The following is a 7,117-nucleotide window of genomic DNA, read 5'->3' on the forward strand; positions in this document are numbered from 1 at the left end:
CCCTTAACCCACTCCAAGACAAGCTTAATAATAGACCCAGGAAAATCTTAAACTATAAAACACCCTCCCAAACTTTATCTCCAGCCTGTTCCTACTCAACGCGTTCTTCTTTTGGAATTGCATTCAGCGGTTGTTTCGAAAGACTCAGACACATCTCCACCTCAGAAACTCTTAACACATGCAGCGTTACAACCTTGACTCCACCAGAATACTAAAACTAACTTTTTTACTTCTATTAATAATCTCTTGCAAACAAAAAAAAGAGGAAATTAAACCTGAATTAAAAATTGAAAATCAAAAATCGGAAATAGTTACTGAAGAAGAACAAATGAAAATTGTGATGGATTCGATTTATGAAATATATAAAAAAGGGAAAGTTGAAAACTTCGATTGGGATTTAGTTTTTAATAAAGCTGATGAATACCGAAAAGTTTCTGAAACTTACTCTGATAAAGAATTAATCCCAAAAGACTTTCTTGAATTCAGCCAAAAGTTCATTTCTGACTCTGAATTTCAAAAAGCTCATATAGATTTTGAGAATTTAATAGCTGTTGTTGGAGCTTGTGAAGAAACATTTGTTCTGAAAGAAGACAATTGGGTTATCGACGATTGGGATTTTATTTCGGAAATTGGAATTGACAAAGAATTGGAAAATACATTCCATTTTTCAAATAATATTTTCTTCTCTGAATACGAACTTAAAGAAGTCGGAACTTTAACAATGCTCGGATTTGAAAAAATAAATGGTAAATGGTATTTAACTCTATTGTTTCAAAATGATTGTTAAATTACTGTTGCCAACACCGTGTATAAAACATAGCTAAATTAGGCTTTCCCAGAGGTTTTTGCTTGTTTACCGAGTCCGCCAAATTTTTAATTTGGCTTTTACGTTTGACAAGTTAAAAACAAAATTAAAAATTTAGCTCTGTTTTAGCCTTAAATATATTACCTTTTTACACGCTACGTTCCATACACATCAACGTTAGCCCACATTTTTACTCGGCTCATCAAAATTTAGTCCCTTAAATTCTTTCTCCAAACTCCTATTCTATTCTTATTATAGACTCCTTAATTTCTTTCTCTAAAAATTTAATTTTAACAAAAAAATTAAATAACTATTAGCTCCTGAAATCGAAGCGAAAACAGAACTTTAAAATATAGCGCAACGGATTATACTCACTCAGCCGATTTCTGACCCTAACAATACGCAACTGTTGCGGCGGACTGATCAGCTAGACGGCAAATTAGTTTGTTTGAAATTAGTGGTTTAAAACTCTTATTACTCAACCGGTTTCTGACCCTAACAATACGAAACTGTTGCGACGGATTAAAAATCTACACTGCAAATCTAAACGCGGAGCAAAATCAGTTAGAAATGTGATTAATATTGCAAATCTAAACCTGAATAAATTAAACGTGGGCTAACAATATGTAAAATCCATTGCTTACTTTAGCGTTAAATTAATGTGTAGTACTTCTATCCAACTTCGGATTTCCAAACGGAAATCCTACTTTTTTAGTCGCAACGCACCTTACATGAGACCGTTGTAAACAATGCCCCACTCGGGCGTAAATCAACTCTAAACGCCATTCTAAACGCTTAAAAATCACTTTTACAGACTCTTAAAAGCAAAGCGCAATCGGACTAGCTCACTCAGCCGATTTCGGACTATAACGATACGAAACTGTTGCGGCGGACTGATACTCATAACGGTAAATTTTCCATAAAAATTAGTTGTTTAAAAATCTGAATATAAAACCTGATTACTCTGCTGGCTTCTGACCAAAACAATACGCAACTGTTGCGACGGACGGATAAGCTGGACGGCTAATTAGTGTGTTAAAAAATTGTAATTAAAACTGCTTGGAAAAATATTTAATCGAATTTCAAAACACAAATATTACAGTATTTCTAAAGAGTTTTATAAGTATAATTAATAAAATTGCACTGATTTACAACATTGTATAAAATGCAATGCTTATTTTAGCAAAACACAAAGGGCATCGCTTTTTTGGATTGCTGATTTTCCTTCGGAAAATCTAGCTTTTTAGTCGCATCGCACCTTATACGAAACCGTTGTGTATAACGGCTCACTCCTATCTGAAAATCTCAATTCCTTAATATCTAGCTCTTAAAAACTCTGGTTTTCTCAAAAAATCCAAAAACTAATTCTCCTGGAATCTAAGCGAAAACAAAATTTAAAAATATAACGCAATCGGATTCTGATTACTCATGTGATTTCGGACAATAGCAATGCGCAATTATGACGTAATTCGGACTTTTAGAACGCAAAAAATATGTTTAACAAAGCTCAAAAAGCTGATTCTGCTTACTCAGACGACTTCGGACACCAATATTGCGCAACTCTTACGGCGGACTGAAAATCTGGACGGTAAATTAGTTCCGGACAAAATTGAGGTTTAAAAAGATAAAATATTTCAATAATTACCTGAAAAGCAAAACGTAAATTTTACGGCAAATTTCTCGCAAAAAAATAAAATAAAAACCCTTAATTTTAGAGGTTTAAAGCATAAAATCGGACTAAAATAGCGCTATACACAACACAGTGTAAAATCCATTGCTTACTTTAGCATTAAGTTAATGTGCAGTACTTCTATTCAACTTCGGATTTCCATTCGGAAATCCTAACTTCTTAGTCGCAACGCACCTTACACGAAACCGTTGTAGGTAATTAGAAATCAGCGTTTAATGAAATTACTATTTAAACTTTAAAAAACTAAATAATGGCAAATTTAAAAACCAAAAACTTATCCCTAATCATTTATTTTGTTTTTGTATTAAATATGCCCATACTTGCTTGTACTGGAATTACATTATGCTCTAAAGATGGAGGTTTCGTTGTTGGTAGAACAGTAGAATGGGCTTTAAGTAATGCACATCTAAATGATATTCTCGTAGTACCAAGAAATAAAAAATTCAGAGGTTTACCACAAGAAAGTCTTCAATGTAAAGAATGGACTGGGAAATATGGGTTTATTACTATGACTGCTTATGGCCAAGATTTTGGGCCAGATGGATTAAATGAGAATGGTCTCTATGTTGGTGTATATTATTTACCTAATTATGCAGACTATGCAGAATATTCTGTTGAAGATGCTAAAAAATCTTTAAGTTTAGGAGGATTGATGCAATGGGTACTATCTTCCTTTAAAAATGTTGACGAGGTGATAGAAAATCTTGATGGTATTAAAGTGGTTCAGGTTGATAGTAAAGAATATGGGGGCGCACCAATGCCATTTCATATGAAAATAGCGGATGATAGGGGAAATAGTAAAATAATTGAAATCGTCAATAATGGAGAAATTAAAATATATGATCCATTTTTAGGAGTAATTACCAATGCGCCTACATACGATTGGCATTTAACAAACTTAAGTAATTACCTTAATCTTTCCACCACTGCTAGTACACCAAAGAGTTTTGGTGATTATACAATAAAAAGTTTTGGAGGTGGATCTGGCTTATTGGGATTGCCTGGAGACTACACTTCTCCTTCTCGATTCGTTAGAGCGGCTACATTAACTGCTACTTGCAGGCCTTTAGAAACAAGTACTGATGCCGTTTTTGAATCGTTTAGAATATTAGACAATTTTAACATCCCCATCGGAGCTCAAGTTCCTGCAGACAAAATTCCTGAAAAGATGGAAAGTGTAACTCAAATTACAAGTTCTTCTGATTTAAAAAACAGAGTATATTATTTTCATACAATGGGGAATAGAAATATCCGTAAAATTGAATTAAATAAAATTGATTTCGCAACAGTTAAAGAAACTGTAATTAAAGATAACACAGGTAGTATTCAAGAAATAAAAGACGTTACACCGATAGATGGAAAATAACTACCTACAACAATGTATATAAAAAATAGACGAAATAGCAATAAATCCAAGGCTTTTGGCACGAATCAAACCTTGTGCTTAACCGAAAGTTTCGTGCTTCGAAATCGCCTACTTTTCATATACTAACCGTTGGCAGTAATACGATACTCAGACACTTTAAAGAGAAGGAATTAAAATGATAAGAAAACAAATAACACTATTTTTTGCGGCTTTTTGCCTTATGCTAAACATTGCCCTATGTCAAAATATGAGTAATCAATTAACCACAATGACCGGTGAAATGGAACTCATTTTTGACCTTTCTGGGATGAAGAACGCTAAAGAAGGGAGATTAAAGATAACAGGAGATTACATATTTGAGGAATACGAGATAGAAAATGACCAACTTACAGTTAACCTTCAATTGAAGGAACCAACAAGTATTTATATTAGTTTCTTCTCAGCCAAAAAATTAAAAGAAAACCCCAATAAATCTGTGTTTGATTTGGCAACCGCATTTGGAGACTATAGTGAAATTTTGGCTGTTCCAGGGAAGTATAATATCATCATAGATAGCATAATGGCGAATATCCAGATTGTAAATGAATCCCATCATCAAAAGAAATTTACAGAACTCCAGCATTTAAAAGAAAGTTTTCAGAAAAAACTACAAGAAGAAATATTAGATGAGATGAAACCAGAACTCGAGGATGCTGGAATTGAATTCCCCTTTCGAGACGATATAGATAAAAATGTTAGAGATTCTGTGTTACAAATATTTAGAGCCAAGTACCGTAAACCATATAATGAGATGTATAGGGAAAAGGTGTTTAATTTTATAAAACAGAATCCTGACGAACCGGTATCTTTACTAGAACTGGCTCACAATTCAAGCACTGTAGGACGGGTAGGCAGTAACTCAGGCCAGTTTGATATGGAACAGTTTATTTATCTGTATAACAACCTCACAGACAGGATTAAAACTTTGCCATCTGCAAGTTCAGTTTACGCTCAAGTCTTTGGGGGTAGTATGGTGGGCAAGCAGGCTCCGGAATTTAAACAAAACGACCCATCTGGTAATCTAGTGTCTCTCGAGGAGTTTAAAGGAAATATAACACTATTGGAGTTCTGGGCAAGCTGGTGTGGACCTTGTCGCGCTGCTAATCCTGAGCTTGTAAGAGCTTTTGAAAAATACCATGACAAGGGTTTTCGAATCTTAGCCGTGTCGCTTGACACAAATAAAAAGAGTTGGTTAAATGCAATAGAAAAAGATGGTCTTGAATGGACACATGTTTCTGAGTTAAATAGGTTTAAAAATAAGGCTGCGCAATTATATCATGTTTCAGGCATACCTTCCAATTTTCTTATCGATAGAAATGGTAAAATAATACAGTACAATCTTCAAGAGGAAGAACTGAATGTTTATTTAAAGAAATTACTTGAATAACAAAATCCGAAAATTATTTACATAGTACTACTGCCAACAATACCTATAATTCAGCGTGGCTTTTCGCTTAATAAAAAGTTTGTTGTATTTTAACCAGCTTGATTCCAACAGTGGAAAAGTCTCCGATATTTTCCACGCCGAAATCATAGCTTAAACGTTGGCAGTAATTCTCACCTTCCTACTTTCCTGAAATAGGTTGACTAAAGATTAAACCTTTGTAAAATATTTAAGTCAAAGTATCAAAATCTTAAAAAATTATGAAAATCACTTTCTTAAATCTGTTGTTATTAATTACACTATTTTATGGATGTAGTAATGATGAAAATACCGATATAAATAACGAATCTAGTGAAGAAGAGGTTATTGAATTACCAACCCCTGACAAACCTTACTCAATTGTTGATACAGGTGTTTCTGAATTTTTCAGCGATACTGCGTTAATAACTGAACTAACAGTAGAACAGGCTTTTTATGGGCAAGATGCTACCTATAGTGGTAACCTAGCTTCCTACACAGACAATGGAGATGGTACTATTACAGATAATGTAACTGGACTCATGTGGGAGCAAGATATGGGCGATAAAATCACTTTTGATGAAGCGTTTACAAAAGCTGAGAATTCATCTTTGGGTGATTATACCGATTGGAGGGTTCCTACATTGAAAGAGCTATACTCATTGATTAATTTTACAGGAAGAGTACAAGGTGAAACCGCGATTGATATGTTTATTGATACTGATTTTTTCAACCAACCTCTTGGTGACACAAGTATTGGAGAAAGAGAAATTGATGCGCAAACTTGGTCTAGCACTGAATATGTTGGATTAACAATGAATGGAGACCAAACTGTATTTGGAGTAAACTTTGTTGATGGAAGAATAAAAGGTTATCCAAAATTTAAACCTTTATCTGGTACTGCTAATGAAATGTATTTTAGAATGGTTCGTGGTAATACAGAATATGGAGAAAATAACTATGTTGATAATGGAGATGGAACCATAAGTGATTTAGCTACAGGATTAATGTGGCAAAAAGCAGATGATGGAGTTTCTAAAGATTGGGAAGAAGCACTTGAATATTCAAAAAATTTAGAATTAGCTTTATATAGTGATTGGAGATTACCTAATGCCAAAGAATTACAAAGCATTGTAGACTATTCAAGGTCTCCGCAAACTACAAACTCTCCCGCAATAAGCACTATTTTTGAAACCACAGAAATTAATGACCCAGAAGGTAATCCTGGACATTATCCATTCTTTTGGACCAGTACAACACATCTAGATGGCGTAAATCCATATAATGGTGCAGTTTATATTGCTTTTGGAGAAGGGTTAGGACAAATGAATGGCAATCTTTTAGATGTTCATGGTGCAGGCTGTCAACGAAGTGACCCAAAGAGTGGTGACATTAATGATTATCCTGAATACTTTGGACCACAAGGTGATGTTAGATATGTTTATAACTATGTGAGAGCCGTAAGAACTATAGAATAACTACTGCCAACAACGTGTATAATTAATTGCTTTGGTCGTTGCTTATTTGGAAAATTCCTTCGGAATTTTCTCGCGTTCGTTTTTGTTTACTAAATTAGTTGCTTAAACACGCAACTAACCATACACAAGACCGTTGTGTGTCATACCGAAAAAAGACCCAGAATTCAATAACTTAACGCAACAAATCAAAACTTTAGATTTGTTGTATGGACACAAAAAAATATAAGCGATTAACCCTCAATGAAAGAGTCATTATTCAGACACTTTTGGAGGAGAATAAGGCCAAGTCTTTCATAGCAAAAAGACTGAAGCGTTCTAGATCTACTATCTATCGAGA

The 7,117-nt window shown here is 34.1% G+C and carries 5 protein-coding genes; all 5 read left to right on the forward strand.

Translation table 11 applies throughout. The features are described from left to right. Window positions 1-178 precede the first annotated feature (178 nt). Window positions 179-787 carry a hypothetical protein gene (locus tag KO493_RS10715; protein WP_216067966.1) on the forward strand — a complete coding sequence of 203 codons (609 nt, stop codon included), beginning with the start codon at window positions 179-181 and terminating at the stop codon, window positions 785-787. Between the two features lie 2,018 nt (window positions 788-2,805). Beyond that, window positions 2,806-3,861 (forward strand): linear amide C-N hydrolase, encoded by a 1,056-nt coding sequence (locus tag KO493_RS10720; protein WP_252723215.1) that lies wholly within the window; start codon window positions 2,806-2,808, stop codon window positions 3,859-3,861. A gap of 247 nt (window positions 3,862-4,108) precedes the next feature. Then, window positions 4,109-5,287 carry a peroxiredoxin family protein gene (locus KO493_RS10725; protein WP_216067968.1) on the forward strand — a complete coding sequence of 393 codons (1,179 nt, stop codon included), beginning with the start codon at window positions 4,109-4,111 and terminating at the stop codon, window positions 5,285-5,287. 257 nt (window positions 5,288-5,544) lie between these two features. Beyond that, complete coding sequence (locus KO493_RS10730; RefSeq protein WP_216067969.1) at window positions 5,545-6,780, forward strand: DUF1566 domain-containing protein; 1,236 nt, start codon at window positions 5,545-5,547, stop codon at window positions 6,778-6,780. A gap of 206 nt (window positions 6,781-6,986) precedes the next feature. After that, the coding region (locus KO493_RS16055; RefSeq protein ID WP_216067970.1) for a helix-turn-helix domain-containing protein at window positions 6,987-7,117 on the forward strand (131 nt) is incomplete at its 3' end.

This window comes from Pseudotamlana agarivorans, from assembly GCF_018860245.1.
GTDB classification, from domain to species: domain Bacteria; phylum Bacteroidota; class Bacteroidia; order Flavobacteriales; family Flavobacteriaceae; genus Pseudotamlana; species Pseudotamlana agarivorans_A.